General features: G+C 69.6%; 9 protein-coding genes. 2 read left to right on the top strand and 7 right to left on the bottom strand.

From position 1 onward, the window contains the following. Nucleotides 1–110 precede the first annotated feature (110 nt). On the top strand, nucleotides 111–1,535 hold the full coding sequence (locus OV287_RS00485) for a reverse transcriptase family protein (RefSeq protein ID WP_267531967.1): 1,425 nt from the start codon (nucleotides 111–113) through the stop codon (nucleotides 1,533–1,535). 77 nt (nucleotides 1,536–1,612) lie between these two features. Here the strand turns inward: OV287_RS00485 and OV287_RS00480 are convergent, their stop codons facing one another. Together OV287_RS00480 and OV287_RS00475 are read right to left on the bottom strand one after the other, a co-directional pair. Further along, nucleotides 1,613–2,083 carry an NUDIX hydrolase gene (locus OV287_RS00480; protein WP_267531966.1) on the bottom strand — a complete coding sequence of 157 codons (471 nt, stop codon included), beginning with the start codon at nucleotides 2,081–2,083 and terminating at the stop codon, nucleotides 1,613–1,615. Further along, nucleotides 2,080–3,603, bottom strand: a complete 1,524-nt coding sequence (locus OV287_RS00475; protein WP_267531965.1) for a DUF2380 domain-containing protein — start codon at nucleotides 3,601–3,603, stop codon at nucleotides 2,080–2,082. Before OV287_RS00475 ends, OV287_RS00480 begins: the two co-directional genes overlap by 4 nt. A 327-nt stretch (nucleotides 3,604–3,930) precedes the next feature. On the opposite strand from OV287_RS00475, the gene OV287_RS00470 reads away from it, so the two are divergent. After that, the gene (locus OV287_RS00470) at nucleotides 3,931–8,028 is read left to right on the top strand and encodes an AAA family ATPase (RefSeq protein WP_267531964.1); all 4,098 of its coding nucleotides are present in this window, start codon (nucleotides 3,931–3,933) and stop codon (nucleotides 8,026–8,028) included. A gap of 99 nt (nucleotides 8,029–8,127) precedes the next feature. On the opposite strand, the gene OV287_RS00465 is transcribed toward OV287_RS00470, so the two are convergent. The 5 genes from OV287_RS00465 to OV287_RS00445 all read right to left on the bottom strand — a co-directional run bounded on the left by OV287_RS00465 (nucleotide 8,128) and on the right by OV287_RS00445 (nucleotide 16,506). Continuing rightward, complete coding sequence (locus OV287_RS00465) at nucleotides 8,128–10,239, bottom strand: alkaline phosphatase D family protein (protein WP_267531963.1); 2,112 nt, start codon at nucleotides 10,237–10,239, stop codon at nucleotides 8,128–8,130. A 250-nt stretch (nucleotides 10,240–10,489) separates the two neighbouring features. Then, nucleotides 10,490–10,984: a GNAT family N-acetyltransferase gene (locus OV287_RS00460; protein ID WP_267531962.1), complete on the bottom strand. Its 495-nt coding sequence runs from the start codon at nucleotides 10,982–10,984 to the stop codon at nucleotides 10,490–10,492. 12 nt (nucleotides 10,985–10,996) lie between these two features. Next, on the bottom strand, nucleotides 10,997–13,168 hold the full coding sequence (locus OV287_RS00455) for a S9 family peptidase (RefSeq protein ID WP_267531961.1): 2,172 nt from the start codon (nucleotides 13,166–13,168) through the stop codon (nucleotides 10,997–10,999). A 78-nt stretch (nucleotides 13,169–13,246) separates the two neighbouring features. After that, on the bottom strand, nucleotides 13,247–14,593 hold the full coding sequence (locus OV287_RS00450; protein WP_267531960.1) for a hybrid sensor histidine kinase/response regulator: 1,347 nt from the start codon (nucleotides 14,591–14,593) through the stop codon (nucleotides 13,247–13,249). Next, nucleotides 14,590–16,506: an ATP-binding protein gene (locus OV287_RS00445; protein WP_267531959.1), complete on the bottom strand. Its 1,917-nt coding sequence runs from the start codon at nucleotides 16,504–16,506 to the stop codon at nucleotides 14,590–14,592. The genes OV287_RS00450 and OV287_RS00445 overlap by 4 nt, the downstream gene beginning before the upstream one ends. Between the last annotated feature and the right edge of the window lie 20 nt (nucleotides 16,507–16,526).

Raw genomic sequence — 16,526 nt, 5'->3', positions numbered from 1 at the left:
CGGTGAGGCTACCGTGCCCCAGGTGAGCAGGTGGTGGTTCCAGGCCTCTCTCGACCGCTCGCGCCGTCCCGTCCCCCTTTGACGCCTCCTCGCATCACCGAGGTGCTGTGATGACCGCGAAGCTCGAGACGTTCGTCCCCGCCGCGGCCCCGGTGGTCGTGCCTACCCCCACTCCCGCCCCCGCCTCCGCCAACGTGGTGGCCCAGCGCGAGCTGAGCCAGCGCGAGGAGCAGGCGCGGTTGGCCCGCTGGAAGGCGATTGAAGAGGCCGGCGGCCAGGAGGCGTGGGTCGAGGCCGAGCTGAAGGCCAAGGGGCTCGCGCCCGAGCACGAGGACCCAAGCGGACTCTCTGAAAAAGAGAAGACGGCCTGGAAGGAGAAGAAGAAGGCCGAGGCCGCCGAGCGCCGCGCGCTCCAGCGTCTGGCGTGGGAGGCGTGGCGCACCACGCACATCGACCACCTGGGCGCGGGGGTGCACTGGGAGGAGGCCGGGGGCCCGGACAAGTTCGACCTCAAGGACCGCGAGGAGCGGGCGAAGGCCAACGAGCTGCCGGAGCTGGAGTCGGCACAGGCGCTGGCGAAGGCGCTCGGGCTGAGCGTGTCGCGGCTGCGCTGGTTCGCCTACCACCGGGAGGTGGACACGGGGACGCACTACCGGAGCTGGGAGATTCCCAAGCGGGACGGTGGGAAGCGGACCATCACCTCGCCGAAGAAGGAGCTGAAGGAGGCGCAGCGCTGGGTGCTCGCCAACGTCGTCGAGCGGCTGCCGGTGCACGGGGCGGCGCACGGCTTCGTGGCGGGGCGCTCCATCGTCACCAACGCGCTGGCGCACAAGGCCGCGGACGTGGTGGTGAAGATGGACATCAAGGACTTCTTCCCCTCGGTGACGTGGCAGCGGGTGAAGGGCCTGCTGCGCAAGGGCGGGCTGGCGGAGGGTACGGCGACGCTGCTGGCGCTGATGGCCACGGAGGCGCCGCGCGAGGTGGTGCAGTTCCGCGGCAAGACGCTGTACGTGGCGAAGGGGCCGCGCGCGCTGCCGCAGGGAGCGCCGACGTCTCCGGGGATTACGAACGCACTGTGCCTGCGGCTGGACAAGCGGCTGTCGGCGCTGTCCAAGCGGCTGGGCTTCGCGTACACGCGCTACGCGGATGACATGACGTTCTCCTGGAAGAAGAGCCGGGGGAAGCCAGAGGCCCCGGTGGCGGTGCTGATCGCCCGGGTGGAGAAGGTGCTGGAGGCAGAGGGCTTCCGGGTGCACCCGGACAAGACGCGGGTGATGCGTCCGGGGAACCGGCAGGTCGTGACGGGGCTGGTGGTAAACGAGGCCGCGAAGGGCCAGCCGGGAGCGCGAGTGCCGCGCGAGGTGGTGCGCCAGCTGCGGGCGGCGCTGCACAACCGCGAGAAGGGCAAGCCGGGCAAGGAGGGCGAGACGCTCGATCAGCTCAAGGGCATGGCCGCCTTCATCCACATGACGGACCCGGCGAAGGGCCGCGCCTTCCTGGAGCGACTCAGCGCGCTGGAGAAGCGCGAGGCGTGAGCAGGCGGTCCTTCAAGGTGTGGCCGCGTCGTGGTGGAGCCAATGGCCACGGAGAAGGAGGCTCGGGGCTCGGAGGCTCAGACGTCTTCGTCGGGCAGGAGCGTGAGCAGTAGCTCGTCGTCGGGGCCGAGCGGGCGCCAGCCGGGCGGCGGTGGCGTGGCGAGGAGCGCATCGCCGGCCCTGCTTACGCGCTCCTCATGGGTTGTTGGGGTGTCGGCGAACCACGTGCCGAGCGCCATGGCAATCTCTCCACGGCTTGCGTCGTCCAGCACGGCTGGCCAGCCGTCAGGGAGGCTCTCTGCAAGTTCGCGCACGAGAACATCGCGCACAAAACGTGTGACCCGATGGCTTCGCTCCGCCTCAGCAAGCAACCCTCTGAACACCTGCACCCCGGCGACGTCGTCCTTGCCAAGCTCCTCAGCCAGCAAATACAGAGGAACGGCGGGGCGCGCCTCGGCAAAGGCGGTGAGCGAGTCGTAACCCCGCTCGCGCACCCGCTCATACAGACGGACCACCCAGTTGCCCTCCCAGGCCCGTCCGCCGCTCATTGCCCTCTCCCCCGAGTGAACTCCATCGGGATACCGTAGCGCCGCATACGCTTCGCGACGAGCTTCAAGATTTCGTTCCGAGTCAACATCCGGCCAGCCTTGGCCTCGGCCTCGTACAGCGCCTTCATGATCATCTGGTTCCATTCACCAGACCATGTGCGGCCCAGCTTCCAGTCGCCACCGCCGTGAAGGGCCTCGTGGTACGCCTGCTCCAGCTTGACGCAGAACTCGTCAATGTCCATCTCGCCGGTGAAGCCGCGCTTCTCGAACCACTCGCGGAACTCTTTGGGCATGACGTGGTGCCCCGGCGGCTCGGCCATGCCGGCCCCCGCTTTGCCCGTCTCGCGCATCGCCTCCACCTCGGGCCCATCTCCCAACGCCTCGCGCACGCCCCGCGGCAGCTCGCCGTGCGCCTGAGCCAGCATCACCTGGCCCGCCTGAATCCGCACCGCGGCGCTGACGACGGGCAGGGAGAGGACGCCCGCGCGCACCAACTGGTGCATCATCTCCACCCACTCGGCGGACACGACAATCCGCGTGCCCATCATCACGCCATCGCCGCCTACCGCCATGCCGACCAGGGTGGGAGCGGACGGAGGCACCGAGGGCAGCGAGAACCGCATCGTCGAGAGCATCGTGACAGTCTCGATGGCTTCTTTGAGCACCAGCACCTTCTGGAGGTTCTCCGCCGCCACGCGCATTCTCTCCACGGTGGCCGCGAATTCGTCCGTGAGGTGGCCCACCAGCGGGGGCACGTCTTGCGCCGCGGCCTCCATCTGCCCGTGCTCCAGGGAGGAGAGCGCCCTCATCGCCGGCTCGAGCATCTCCTGCCAGCGCCACATGTCTGCGAAGAGCGTCTCCACGGAGTAGAGGTGTTGTCTGAGCGCGACGTCAGCGATGTTGAGGAAGTCGAGCCAGACGGCGAGCAGGAGCGAGCCCATCATGGCGGCCTCGAGCCGTGGACCGGCCAGGCGTAGCAGGGCGAGCTGCATGTCCGGGTCCTCCACCTCCGAAGCGGCGTTGACCAGCCGGGTGGCAGCGGCGAGCCGGGCGTCAATCCACCGCAGTTGCGCGGCGCTGTAGCCGGCGTAGCGGAGAAAGACACCGTTTCCGCTGGCGAGGCCCCAGCCACTGGCATTGAGCCGGGCGAGCTCGCCTGAGATGCGGCGGGTGGAGCCGGACACCTCACGAAGGGCCCCGCGAAACGCCAGTTGAGCCGCGAGGGCCCGCTGCCGCGCCTCTCGCTCCGCGCTGTCCGAGCCCGCGGCCGTCACCTCCGCACGGGAGGCCCGGCGCCGATGCAACCGCTCCGGCGCCTCGGATTCAGGCGTTGAGACGAGGAGGTGGCGAGACTCGACACCCGACCCCTGGACCGATGAATGCCCCGGAGCCTCGCCCAGCGTGTAGCGCAGGCCCGTTCCCATACCGGGCGGTGGCGTCAGTGACGCGCAGCCGGTGGACAGCAGGGCCAGGGCGAGCAGCAGGCCCGTCCGCCGGGCCCGAAGCGAGTCTGCGAGCATTGTTCACCCCAGTCCCACGGAAGCGAAGGCCCCCAGGCGCAGCGCCTCCGATGGGAGACTCCCATTCTGTCGGGCGCCTCCGACTCCTCCGCGACTCCTTGGCGCGCGAGCGCTCCTTCATTCTCACGCCGCGCGAGCCCCGCTCTCGCCTGACAGAGGAACCTCGCGAGGCACGGGCCCAGACTCCGGGTGAACAGCGGGCCCTGCTCGCCTGCCTGCTCGCTCTCGGGCCCCGTATCCAAGGTGGCTGGAGCGACAACCATCTGCTACGAATGGGCCCTCTTCCGCCCCCGGGTCTCCCCCCTCCCGGCGGTGGTGTGGTCCGGCATGAATTTCCCTTCGAGGCTGCACGCACTCGCGGCGTTCCTGCCTGGTTCCTTGGTACGCGCCCTCCAGGAGGACACCTCGCGGCCTCGCGCCGGAGCCCTGCGTGAGCAGCAGGGCGCGGTGCTCTTCGCCGACCTGACGGGTTTCACCGCCATGGCCGAGGCCCTGGAGAACAGCGGTCCCTCCGGCGCCGAGCGGCTGCGCGGCATCCTCGACACCTTCTTCTCCCGGCTCATCGACACCATCCTCGCGCATGGTGGAGACATCCTGCGCTTCGCCGGAGACGCGCTAGTAGCGCTGTGGCCGGCGGACCCGGATGGAGAGCTGCCGCGCGCAGTGAGGCTGGCGGCACAGTGCGCCCGGGCGGCCCAGTCGCTCATCGAGGGCAGCGAGCCCGTGGACGGGGTGCGGCTGCGGCTCAAGGTGGGCATCGGCGCCGGGACGGTGCGGCTGTCCGACGTCGGCGGCGAAAAGGGCCGCTGGGACTTCCTGGCCTCGGGCGAACCGCTGCTGGAGATGGCCCAGGCGGCGCACTCGGCGCAGCCGGGAGAAATCATCCTCGGCCCCCGCGCCTGGCCGCTGCTGCACGAGGCCCAGGGCAAGCCCCGGGGCAACGCGGGCTGGAAGCTGGTGGCGATGGAGCCCGTGCCACTATCGGACGTGCGCCCGCCAGAGCCGGTGACACCGGAGCTCGCGCCCGCCCTGTGCGCCTACCTCCCGCGAGTGGTGACGCACCGACTGGAGGCAGGGCACGGCCAGTGGCTGTCCGAGTTCCGCACCGTCACGGTGATGTTCATCAACCTGGACGAACCCGGCTTTGCCGCCGGCCAGCGGCCCGAGGAGCTGCAACGCGCGCTGTGCACCCTCCAATCCGTCCTCTTCCGGTACGGGGGCAGCGCCAACCAGGTGGTGGTGGACGACAAGGGCGTCATCATGGTGGCGGCCTTCGGGTTGCCCCCGCTCTCACACGAGGACGACGCGGCGCGCGCGGCGCAGACCGCGCTGGACCTTCGGGGCCCGCTGAAGGCCCTGGGGGTGCCGTACCGTCTGGGCCTGGCCACCGGGCGCGTCTTCTGCGGCACCACGGGCGGAGCCACGCGGCGCGAGTACGTGATGGTGGGCCATACAGTGAACCTCGCCGCGCGCCTGATGCAGGCCGCGGTGGGCGACGTGCTGTGCGACGCCACCACGCTCCGGCAGGCCTCCTCGCGGCTGCGCTTCGAGACGCTCGCGCCCCTGAAGATGAGAGGGATTACGCACCCGGTGCCGGTGTTCCGCCCCGAGCAGGGCACCGAGAGCGCGGAGGCGCCCGGTCCGAGTACGCGGCTGGTGGGCCGCCAGGAGGAGCGCTCGCGACTGGCCTCGGCGGTGCGGGCCCTGGCCGAGCGTGGCGTGGGTGGCACCCTGCTGCTCGAGGGTGAGGCCGGCATGGGCAAGTCCGTGCTGGTGGGCGAGATGATCGAGCGTGCCCGGGCCGCCGGACTGAACACCGCGCTGGGCCTGGGCTCCTCGGTAGAGGGCTCCCCTGTCTGGCACGTGTGGCGCGCCGTGCTCTCGCGCCTGCTGGGACTCGAGGGCCTGCCGGACGAAGCCACTCGCACCACGCGCCTGATGGAGCGGCTGAGCGCCTGGCCCGAACAGGAGGCGTGGGCTCCGCTCCTCAACGGCGTGCTGCCGGTGCAGGTGCCGGAGAACGAGGCGGTGCGTCACATGACGGCCGCCCTGCGTGCCGCCACCACCCGCGAGCTGCTGGTGCAACTGCTCGACGACTGCACCCGCGAGCGCCCCCGGCTGGTGGTGCTGGACGACGCGCACTGGATGGACTCCGCCTCGTGGGAGCTTGCGCTCGCCGTGCAGCGGCGGGTGAAGCGGCTGCTGCTGGTGCTCTCCACGCGTCCCCCGGGCGAGTCGGCCCCCGCCGAGTACCGCCAGCTCCGCGACTCGCCCGGCACGGCGCACCTGCCCTTGGGGCGCATGTCCTACGACGACGTGCTGACACTGGTGTGCCAGCGGCTCGGCGTGCGGAACCTGCCCGCCCAGGCCGCCACCTTCATCCGGGACCGAGCCGAGGGACACCCCCTCTTCAGCGAGGAGCTGACGTGTGCCCTGCGCGATGCCGGCTACCTCGTCATCGAGCGCGGCGAGTGCCGGCTGGGCGCGCGCTCCCTGGAGAAGCTGGCGATGGAGCTGCCCGGCACCATCCAGGGCCTCATCACCAGCCGCATTGATCGGCTCACCCAGCAACAGCAGCTCACCTTGAAGGTGGCCAGCGTGCTCGGCCGTGCCTTCTCCTTCGAGCTGCTGCGCGACGTGCACCCGGTGGAGGCGGACCGTCCCACGCTGCCACAACAGCTCGCCGAGCTGGAGCGGTTGGACCTCGTGCAGCGAGAAGACTCTGGCTCCGGCCCGGTGTATGCCTTCAAGCACGTGCTCATCCAGGAGGCGGCCTACCACCTGATGGCCTTCGCCCAGCGCCGGGAGCTGCACCGCGCCGTGGCGCTGCTGCACGAGCGCGACCAGGAGGAGCGAGGCGAACAGCTCCAACCGCTGCTGGCGCACCACTGGCGGCTGGCGGAGCAGCCCGAGCGAGCGCTGGAGCACCTGGAGCGGGCCGCGGAGGCCGCGGTCTCGCGCGGGGCCCACGCGGAAACGGTGGCCCTGCTCAAGCGCGCCCTGGGACTGGCCGCCAGCGGTGCCGAGCCAATGGACACGATGCGCGAGGCCCGCTGGAGCGCACGGCTCGGCGCCGCGTACCACGCGCTGGGCGAGACGGAGCACAGCCTGCGCCACTGTGACAGCGCGCTCCGCCTGCTGGGACAGACGCGGCCTGGCACTCGTGCGGGTTGGGGCGGCCGGCTGGCGAGGGAGGTGGTGCGGCACGTGGGGCGCATGCTGCTGGGGCGCTGGCTGCCGGCACCGCGCTCGGAAGAAGAGCGGGAGCGGCTCTCCCTGGCCGCCAGCATCTTCAGCACCCTCTCCGAGCAGACTTTCTACGCAGGCCAGATGCTGGAGCACTTCACCGCCAACTTCGCCGCCGTGAACCTGGCGGAGACGGCGCGCGACTTCTCCACCGCCACCGCGGCCTACAACTCGCTGGGTTACATGGCGGGCCTGGGCCGGATGGATGGGCTGGCGAGGCGCTACTTCCGCCGCGTCAGCGCCTCGGTGGACGCGAGGAACCCGCCTACCGACATTGTCGAGGGCGCCTTGCACCTGACCTTCGGGCGTTGGGAAGAGGGCCTGCGGCTGGCGGAGCAGGGCATCGCCGGGGCCCGCCGCCACAACAATCCCTTCACCCTGTGCACCGGCCTGGAGGTGCTGGGCATGGGGCTGGAGCTGGCTCGCGAGCCGGGTGCCGCCCAGTACGTGCGCGAGTCCATGCTGGCCGTGGCGAACGATGTCTCCAACGTCATCAACGTGCTGTGGGCCCTCACGGAGATGACTCCCACGCTGTTGCTGCTCGCGCGGCTGGAGGAGGCCGCCGAGAGGCTGCGCGAGGCGGAGGTGCTGTTGGCCCTGGCGGACCCGCTCAACGTGCTGCGCTTCCGCTGCAACGCGGCGCTCGTGGCCCAGCGACAGGGAGAGCACGCCCGGGTGCTCGTCCATGCGCGTGAGGCCTTGCGCCTGCTGCGTCAGCGCCCGCTGCTGGTGTGGTCCGATCTCACCTCCCTCACCTCGCTGGTGCAGGCGTGTCTGGAGCTCTGGGAGACCGCGCGAGGCGCCGGAGACTCCGAGCCTCGGGCACTGGCCATCGCTTCCCTCCGGGTGCTGCGTAAGGTGAGCCGGCTCCACCCTACCGCTCGCAGCCGCACCGCCCGCCTCGAAGGGACGCGGGCCTGGCTCGAAGGCCGTCCCGAGCGCGCCCAGGTGTTGTGGCAGCGAGCCCTGGAGCTCGCTCGCACCTGGCGCATGCCCACCGACGAGGGGCTCGCCCATTACGAGCTGGCCCGGACCTCCGCTCTCGGCGGCACTCGGGCGCTCCACCTCTCCCGAGCCCGCCACATCTTCGAGCACCTGGGCGCAAAGGGCCCGCTGCAGGCGCTCGATGCCCTGGAGGCGCCCCTGTTGCCCGCTCCCGCGAAGGCGTCCGCCCTTTAATACAGTGATGAATGCTCCCTCTCCCGGGAGGAGAGGGGAAATGGCCGCGGGCACGCCTTCACGGACTCACCTGAAAGGGCTCAAGACACCTCGCGGCCCTCACGCCACGTCGATGACGCCGGGCCGTACGAGGAAGTCCTGGCGGGAGAAGCGTGCGGCGAGCTTCTCCGGCTGCTCCGCGTAGTTCACCCGGACCTCGCTGCTGGGGATGAGGTGGTACGCGGCCCGCACCACCTCGGGGCCCACCTCCAGCACTGTGAAGCCGTGGGCGTCGCTGTCCACGAAGGTGATACCCGGGTTGCCCTCGCGGAAGGTGGCCTCCTGTTCGGTGACGACGTAGCGATAGACAGCCGTTCCAGGAGGGAAGCCCGCGGCCTCCACCGCCTCGCCCGCCTCCTCCTGCACGGCAGCGGAGGCAATGGCAGGCGCGGTGAGGGCTGGCACCCCGTGCTCCACCGACGCGAAGGCCGCATGAATGTCCCCCGCGACGACGAGCGTACGGCCACCGGCTCGCTCCCGCAGGGCCGTGAACAGCTCGCGCCGCTTGTCGGGGAAGCCGTCCCACTGGTCCACGCTGAAGTAGTACCGGTTGCGCACCGTGGGCGGCTCGACGTCCGGCTTGTTCCTCAGGTCCCAGATCATCGACGTCGTGGACACCGAGCTCGCCACCACCTTCCACGTCTGAGCGCCCTCACCCGCCTCCAGCAGCCAGGCCTCCTGGGCCTCGCCGAGCGCGTCCTGGGCCTCGCGGCCGGAGGTGGCATACCGCCAGGCGGCGTACACATCGAAGGTGTCTTTGATGACCACGTTGCGAGCGCCGATGCTGGTGAAGAGGTCCTGCTTCCCCATGTGCACGAAGGCCAGCCCCCGAGGATTTCCCACCGGGTCGATAGGCCCCGCCCCCGGCTGAGCCGCCGCCACCAACACGGGGTTGACGTAGGCCAGCGCGAGGTTGCCCTGCACGGCCGCCACTGCCCGCGCCGAGGCCTCCTCGGACGACAGCCCCGCCCCCACCGCGAGCTGCACGTACGCGCCCCGCAGCACAGCCTGCTGCGCGGGGAACTCGCCGATGTTCACATAGGCGAAGGCATCCGCCGAGAAGGCCTCCGTGAGACCCAGTGAGGCCAGCACCGCCGCATCCATGGCCACCGTGGCGGGGTAGGCATCCTCGGGGATGAGATGGTCCGGCCGGTGGGTGCGGTAGTCGGTGACGAGCAGCCGCAGGTGCTTGCCAAAGACGAAGTCACGCCAGATACGCGTGTCTGGGTAACGAGGCACTCCCTCCAGGTCGATGGCACCTGGAGGCGCATCGGTGTTGTCGAGGGGCATGTACTCGAAGAAGGCAAGCTCCGCGTTGCGCCGCCGCTCGGGCTGGAACTCATCGGTGCGCCCATCGGTGTACGTGGCGTGCGCGTCCCAGCAGTCGTTGGAGAACTCGTGGTCATCCCAGGTGACGATGAACGGGTAGCGCTCGTGCACCTGTTGCAGGAAGGGGTCCGAGCGGTAGGTGCGGTAGAGGTCGCGGTAGTTGGACACCGACTGAGCAACGAGCTCCACGCGTCCCCCGCCCATGTCCCTGGGCAGGGCGGAGCCGGGGTCGGTGAAGCGCACGTTGCGCGTGGGGTCCGTCGAGGGCACGAGCGAAGAGTCGGCCTCGTAGATGTAGTCGCCGATGAACAGGACGAAGTCGAGCTCCTCGTCGAGCTGTAGCAGGCGGTGCCAGGAGTTGTAGTAGCGCCCGCGGAAGTCCTGACAGTTGGCCACCGCGAATCGGACGGACGTATTCGTGCCGGAGGCGGGAGCGGTGCGAGTGCGGCCCACGGGCGAGCCCAGACGTTGGCCGTCCTTCTCGAGGATGAAGCGATAGTAGTAGCGCGTCCTCGGCTCCAGACGCGTCACCTTCACCTTGAGAGCATGATCATGCGCGGATTGAGCGAGCAGTCCGGTGCGCTCCAGGACGCGGTGTTTGAAGTCCTCGTCCAGGGCGACCACCAGGGTGATCGCAACATCGGTGTCCGGACGATCGGGGTCCACCATGCGCGTCCACAGCACCACGCTGGTGGCACGTGGGTCTCCCGAGGCCACTGACTGAGGGAAGTACGCACGCCCGTCGTCCACGGGTGGCTCATCGTCATGACAGCCGAAGGCGGTGCTCGCCGCCGCGGCGACGAGACACTTCAAGACAGTCCGGCGGTGCAGGGGCTGGGACAAGGAGACTCCTCCGCGTAGAGCCGGGCCAGGAGAACGCCCGGAGCGCGGGAGGGTACGCAGCACCCACCACACGGACGTCTCCGACTCCAGGGCAGCATGTCTCCCGTCCGCCACGCGGGAGCTGGAGAGCGTCCACTTTCCGGCACGCCATCAACAGCGCACTGCCCCATTCCCCGAGGACCTCCCGGGCTCGCGCGTTGCCAACTGGTCCGACCATCGGACCAGTTGCTCGCGACCGCGCCCGGAGGGCTCACTCCTTCTCGGGCTCCTCCACCTCGCGCGTCATCTCCACCATGGTGGTGCGCCAGCCGAGCCGGGTGAACAGCCGCTGCGCTGCCTCGTTCCGCGACGCAGTCATCAACAGGATGCGAGGCACACCCCGCGTCCGCAGTTGCCGCACCATCTCCTCGACGAGCAGCGCGCCCACGCCACTGCCTCGCGCCGCTTCCTCCACCCAGACGTCATGCAGCTCGCCGTGGGCATCGAGCAGCGCGTTCCAGTCACGTCCCTCCACGGTGGCGTAGGCGTAGCCCACCACCATGCCCTCTTGCTCGGCCACCAGCACCACCGCGCCCTGACGCTTCAACTCGCGGGACAGCCACCACTGGTAGCCGGACTCCACGTCCTCCGCGGGGGTCATGAAGCGCTGGGAATCGTACGAGTGGTGCAGGCGAACGAGCGCCCCGCCCATGCGTCCCAGGGCGGGGGCGTCCTCGACTCGGGCGGGCCGGATGGTGGTGGGCATGCCTCGGGCTCCTTACGGCTCCACGCCGAGCTGCGTGAGCAGGAAGGCCTGGTCGAAGGCGATCTCCTTCAACCGGTCATACCGTCCCGACGCGCCGCTGTGCCCGGCGTTCATGTTGATGTGAAACAGCAGCGGGTTCTTGTCCGTCTTCAGGGAGCGCAGCTTCGCCACCCACTTGGCCGGCTCCCAGTACATCACCTGGCTGTCATTGAAGCTCGTCTTCACCAGGAGCGTCGGGTAGGCCTTCGCGGTGACGTTGGTATAGGGGCAGTACTGCCGCATGGACTCGTAGTCCTCCTTCACCTGGGGGTTGCCCCACTCCTCGAACTCGCCCACGGTGAGCGGCAGACTCGCGTCGGACATGGTGTTGAGCACGTCCACGAAGGGCACGTTCGCCAGCACCACCTTGAAGAGGTCCGGACGCAGGTTCACCACCGCGCCCATCAGCAGGCCGCCGGCGCTCCCGCCCTGGATGGCCAGCCGCCCCTTCGAGGTGTAGCCCTGGGCGATGAGCCCCTCGGCCGAGGCGATGAAGTCCGTGAAGGTGTTCATCTTGTTGCGCATGCGGCCGGCGTCGTGCCACGCCTTGCCCAGGTCGCTTCCGCCGCGAATCTGCGCGGTGGCCAGCACCACGCCCCGGTCCAGCAGCGACACGTCGTTGTAGTTGAAGCCCAGGAAGGCCGAGGCCCCGTAGGCACCGTACCCCTTGAGCAACAACGGCGCGCTCCCGTCCTTCTTCAGCCCCTTGCGGTAGACGAGGTTCACCGGAACCTTCACCCCGTCCTTCGCCTCCACCATCACCCGCTCCGTCTGGTAGTTCGAGGCGTCATAGCCGCCCAGCACCGGCCGCTGCTTGAGCAGCTTCCGCTCGCGGCTCACCATGTCGTAGTCGTAGACGGACGACGAGGTGACGGGCGACTGGTAGCCGATGCGCAGCAGCTTCGTGTCCCACTCCTCGTTCATCTCCGGGAAGACGGCGTACACCTCTTCGGGGAAGGCAACCCGGTGCGCGGCGCGCGTCTTCAGGTCGGTGATGGAGATGTGCGGCAGCCCGGCCTCGCGCTCGTACACCATCAGGTGGTTCTTGAAGAGGGAGACCCCTTGCAGCATCACCGTCTCGCGGTGGGGGATGAGCTCCTTCCAGTTCTCCCGGCCGGGCGACTTCACCGGCGCGGTGACGACGCGGAAGTTGCGGCCCCCCGAGTTGGTGCGGATGTAGAACTGGTCCCCCCGGTGGTCCACGCTGTACTCGTGGTCCTGCTCGCGCGGCGCCACCACCGTCAGGGCCGCCGTGGGCTTGCGGGCCGGCCACACGCGCACCTCGCTCGTGGTGTGACTGCTGGAGACGGTGAACAGGTACTCCCCGGAGCGCGAGCGGTGGGCGTACAGATTGAAGCGCTCGTCCTTCTCCTCGTACACGAGCACGTCCGCGGAGGACGCCGTGCCCAACGTGTGCCGCCACAGCTTCGAGGGCCTCTTGGCCGCGTCCTCCGTCACATAGAAGAGGGTGCGGTTGTCCGCGGCCCAGACCACCGACGTCGCCTTCTCCATGCGCGCCTCGCCCACCTGGCCGGTGCGCAGGTCCTTCACCCGCAGGGTGTACTGGCGGAAGCCCGTCGTATCCAGCGAGTACGCCAGCAGGTGGCCGTCATCACTCACCTCGGCGTCGCCCAGCGAGAGGAACGTCTGCCCCTCGGCGAGCACGTTGAGGTCCAGCATCACCTCCTCGGGCGCCTCCAGGCTTCCCTTCCTCCGGCAGAGGATGGGGTACTGCTTTCCCTCCTCGGTGCGCGAGTAATAGAAGTACCCGCCCTTGCGGTAGGGCACGCTCAGGTCCGTCTGCTGGATGCGGCCGAGCATCTCCCTATACAGCCGCGCCTGCAGCGCCTCGGTGGGCTTCATCACCTCGGCGGTGTAGGCGGCCTCGGCCTCGAGGTACGTGCGCACCTCGGAGTTCTCCTTCTCGCGCAGCCAGAAGTAGTCATCCTGGAGGGTATCCCCGTGGAGGTTGACGGGATGGGGCACGCGCCGGGCCACCGGCGGCACCGGCCCCGAAGGCGCGGGCGCGGCGACCACCTCGGCGGCGGGCGCGGGCGCAGCGGCCGGTGCAGGCGGCGTGGTGGAGCAGGCCACGTGCGCGAGCAGCGCGGCCAGACACAACGACAGAAGACGGGTGGGACGCATGGAACCCCGGGAGTGAAGCCCCGCACGTGGCGGAGCACCTCGCCGGGGTAGCTCAATCCCGGGGCGCTTGGGAAGGGACTACGGGCTGCTCGCCGAGGCCACCGTCTCGGGAGCCTTGGGCAGCTTCACCCGGAAGGTGGCACCCTGTCCCGGCGTGCTGTCCACCTCGATGGCGCCGCCCAGTCCCGACACCACGCCGTAGCAGATGGAGAGGCCCAGGCCCGTCCCCTCTCCCGGCGCCTTGGTGGTGAAGAAGGGATCGAAGATGCGGCTCAGGTGCTCCTTGGCGATGCCCACCCCGTTGTCCTTGATCTCTATCATCACCCCGCCGTCCTCGCGCTGGCGAGCCACCACCGTCACCCGCGGCTCCGCGGCCCCCTTCAGGGCATGTCCCGCGTTGTTCAGCAGCCCGAGGAACACCTGCTCCAGGCCCTGCTCGCTGCCCCACACGGGCGGCACGTCCTGGAAGTCGCGCACCACCTGCGTCTTGGGCCCCAGGTTGTAGCTGGCTCCCGACAGCGCGTGGTCCAGCACCTCGCGCAGGTCCACCCACGCCTGCGGCTGCCCATCCAGCTTCGAGAAGAGCCGGAAGTCATTCACGAGGCGCAGAATGCGGTCCGCCCCCAGCAGCGCGTCCGAGCACACCTCGCTCAGCTCTTTCGGGTCCGCCTGCCGGCCGCCCTTGGCCTGGTCATCCAGCTCCGAGCGGATGAAGCCCACGCTGGCCATGATGACGCTCAGCGGGTTGTTGACTTCATGCGCCAGCCCCGCCGACAGCCGCCCGAGCGCCTCCAGCCGCTGGGCCTGCACCAGCCGCAGCTCCAGCCGCGCCCGGTCCTCCATCTCCTTGCGCAGCCGCTCGTTGGCGACGGACAGCTCGCGCGTCCACTCCTCCACCTCGCGCGTCAGGTCCTCCAAGCGCCGGTGGCTCTGGCGCAGCAGCTCCCACTTCTCGGTGAGCGCGTGCGCGAGCTGCCGCACCTCGATGTTGTCGAAGGGCTTGCGCAGAATCAGCAGGCGCTGGCTGATGCCCAGCCGCTGCGTCATCTCCTCCCACGAGTAGTCGGAGTAGGCCGAGCAGAGCACCACCTGCAGGTCCGGGTCCATCTTCCACACCCGCTGCACCGTCTCCACGCCGTCGATGCCCGGCGGCATGCGGATGTCCACGAAGGCCAGCGCGTACGGCCGCCCCTCGGCCACCGCGGCCTTCACCTTCTCCAGACCCTCTTCGCCCTGGTAGGCCGAGTCCACCTCGAAGCCCGTGTCCACGGGCGCCGCCGATGGACCGCCAAAGAGCGCGGCCTCCATGGCGTCCAAGGCGGTGCTCGCCGGAGCGGCACAGAGAATCTTGCGGAAGTCCTGGTGGATGGCCTGGTTGTCATCCACCACCAGGATGCGGCGGTTGGGTGGGGTGGCGGCACTCATGCCCTGTTCTCCTCGCCCGAGATGGGCAGATCGATAGTGAACGTAGCACCCTGGCCGCGACCTTCGCTCGTGCAAGAGAGGAACGCGTCCATCTCCGCCGCCGCCAGTGCGCTGATGTGAAGGCCGAACCCGTGGCCGTCCTTCTTGGTGGTGAAACCCTGGGTAAAGAGCCGGGGGGCGTCCTCGGGGGAGATTCCCACCCCGTTGTCCTGTACAGCGATGCGCAGCCGCTCGGCCACCATTCGCTCCACCCGGATGGTGAGCTGCTTGTCCGCCCGCCCGCTCTCCACCAATGCCTGTCGCGCGTTGCTCAGCAGGTTGAGCAGTATCTGCAGCAGCTTGTGCCGATCCACCTTCACCAGGTGGTGGCCCTCGAGGTAGTCGCGCCGCACTTGAATGCCCAGGCGCTCGAAGGACACGGCCTGCAGGCGCAGCGCATCGTCCAGCAGCGCCGTCAGCTCCAGCCGCTCCACCACGCCCGAGAACCGCGCGTGCTCCTGCTGCATGCTCACCACGGACTTGATGTGCTCCACGCTCTTCTGCAACGTGCGCACCTCATCTAGCAGCTCCTCCCGCTCGCCGAGCAGCTGCGAAGCAAGCGCCTGCAGATAGGAGGGCAGCTGCTTGCCCCGGCCATCCGTCGTGAGGAAGGCCCCCAGGTCCGCCGCATGCGAGGCCATCAAGTCCATGGCCTTCTTCAGGCCCGGCAGCCGGGACTGGTGGAGCCGCTCGGCCAGCACGTTGACGGAGACATTCACGCTGTTGAGCGCGTTGCCCACGTTGTGCAGCACACCGGTGGCCATCTCCGCCATGCCCGCCTGGCGCGACACATCCAGCAGGCTGCGGTGCATCTCCCCCAGCCGCGCCTCGGCCTCCTTGCGGTCGGTGATATCACGCCCGAAGACGGTCATCCCCACCACGCGGCCGCCCGACACGTCGAACACGGGGTTGAGGGAGATGTCCAGCACCCGCGGCCGCTTCAGCCGTGAGGGCGAAGCCTCGAAGCGCACCCGCTTGCCGGCGAGCACCTGCGCGGAGGCCTCGCGCCAGCGCCGGCGCAGGCGCTCCGGCGAGTGCTCCGGGAAGAGCGGGTCGCCCGGCGACAGCTCCGCGCCGATGAGCTCCCGGTACATCTCCTCGAGCGCCGGGTTGGCCGCGATGAGTCGCCCGTCAGCATCCACCGAGCACACGATGTCCTCGGTGTTCTCCAGCAGGCTCGTCAGCTTGCTCTCGTTCTCGCGCAGCGAGCGCAGCGCCCGCACCAGCGCCGAGTTGGCCTGATCTCTCGCGGCCAGAATCAGCCAGCTCAGCGCCCAGGCGCCCAGGATGAAGAGCGCGGCGAACAACGAACGGGCCCACAGGCCACCCTCCACCCTGTGCCACAGCGGCAGCACTCCGCCCACGCCCAGAGCGCCGAGCGCCGCGAAGATGAAGCCCGTCCGCGGCCCGAGCAGGTAGACAGACAGGATGGGGATGAGCATGCAGATGGCATGCGTGCCCACGTGGGGATCCGGCATGAGCAGCCCGGCGGCCAGGAAGCCGCCCGTCAGTATCGCGCACAGCAGCATGCCCGGCAGCCGCAAGGAGGTGCCCCGACGCAGCAACACCAGCGAGGCCGCGAAGCCCCCCGCGCACGCTACGCCCACCAGCGCCAGCGACAGCGGGAAGCCCGTCCTCGGCACGTAGAGCAGGAACAGCAGCGAGCACAGCAGCAGCACGACATTGGCGCCCGCCAGCACCCGGCTTCGTCCGAGCTCCTCGGCGGGCCCGCGGCGCAGCGACTCCGCGAGGAAGGCGTCCAACCACGCGAGCAGCCGCACCGTCCCACGCGCGCGCGCGAAGCTCTGCCCCGGCGACTCCAGGCCTCCGACTCCCTGCGCTCGCGCGACCCTGGTGGTGGACATGCTCGACATGAACGGGCGGCTCTCCCAAC

This window comes from Archangium lansingense, from assembly GCF_026626635.1.
Taxonomy (GTDB): domain Bacteria; phylum Myxococcota; class Myxococcia; order Myxococcales; family Myxococcaceae; genus Archangium; species Archangium lansingense.
The sequence above is the reverse complement of the archived record's forward strand: the minus strand, read 5'-3'. Positions and strand labels throughout refer to the sequence as shown.